The following is a 1,016-nucleotide window of genomic DNA, read 5'->3' as shown; positions in this document are numbered from 1 at the left end:
CGCCGACACGACCTGCACGTATCCCGATGCCGCGAAGCGTTTGCCGAAAGTCGGCTACCAGCGCGCGCTGTCGGCCGAGGGGCTGCTGTCGCTGCGGCCCGATCTCGTGCTCGCGTCGGCGGAAGCCGGCCCGCCCACCGCGATCGCGCAGGTGAAAGGCGCCGGCGTCGCGGTGACGACCTTCGACGAACGGCACGACGTCGAATCGGTCCGCGCGAAGATCACGGGCGTCGCGCAGGCGCTCGACGTGCGCGACGCGGGCACCGCGCTGCTGCAACGTTTCGACCGCGACTGGCAGGCCGCGCGCGACGCGGTCGCTGCCCGTGCGCCCGGCGGCGCGCAGCCGCCGCGCGTGCTGTTCGTGCTGAACCATACCGGCAACCAGGCGCTCGTCGCCGGCCAGCGCACGGCCGCCGACGCGATGATCCGCTACGCGGGCGCACGCAACGCGATGCAGGGTTTCGATCACTACAAGCCGCTGACGACCGAGGCGCTCGCGGCCGCCGCGCCCGACGTCGTGCTGATTTCCGACGAAGGGCTCGCGGCAGTCGGCGGGCGCGCGGCGCTGCTCGCCACGCCCGGCTTCGGCGCGACGCCGGCCGGCCGCGCGCAACGCGTCGTGTCGCTGGATGCCCTGTTCCTGCTCGGCTTCGGCCCACGCCTGCCGCTCGCCGTCACGACCCTGCACCGACGGCTGTCGGATGCGCTCGCCTGATCCCGGATCGCCCCGATGCCCGCTCACGCTTCGCCCTTCCCCGCACCGTCGCCCGCGCCGCGCTCCGGCGCCGCGCGCATGGGCACGTCGCGCCGCTTCGCGCCGTTCGCGCTGGCCGCGCTCGCCGTTCTCGTGTGCGCGATGTCCGTCGTCGCACTGTGCGTCGGCGCGTACCGCATTCCGCTCACGGAAGCCTGGGCCGCGCTGACCGGCGATGCCGCCGCGCAGCAGGCGCGCGCGGTACTGCTCGACATCCGCGCGCCACGCGTCGCGCTCGCGCTGCTGGTCGGCGGCGGCTTCG

Annotated in this window: 2 protein-coding genes; both read left to right on the top strand. The window is 74.9% G+C overall.

From position 1 onward, the window contains the following. Positions 1-715 (top strand): heme/hemin ABC transporter substrate-binding protein (locus tag ABY44_RS01610; protein WP_431640771.1); only part of this gene is annotated, 715 nt, incomplete at its 5' end. Between the two features lie 15 nt (positions 716-730). Then, positions 731-1,016, top strand: a 286-nt coding sequence (locus ABY44_RS01605; RefSeq protein WP_431640770.1) for an iron chelate uptake ABC transporter family permease subunit, incomplete at its 3' end; no start/stop codon positions are given.

This window comes from Burkholderia sp. ZZQ-2 (genome assembly GCF_050768715.1).
GTDB classification, from domain to species: Bacteria; Pseudomonadota; Gammaproteobacteria; order Burkholderiales; family Burkholderiaceae; genus Burkholderia; species Burkholderia cepacia.
This window is presented reverse-complemented; position numbering and strand designations above follow the sequence as displayed.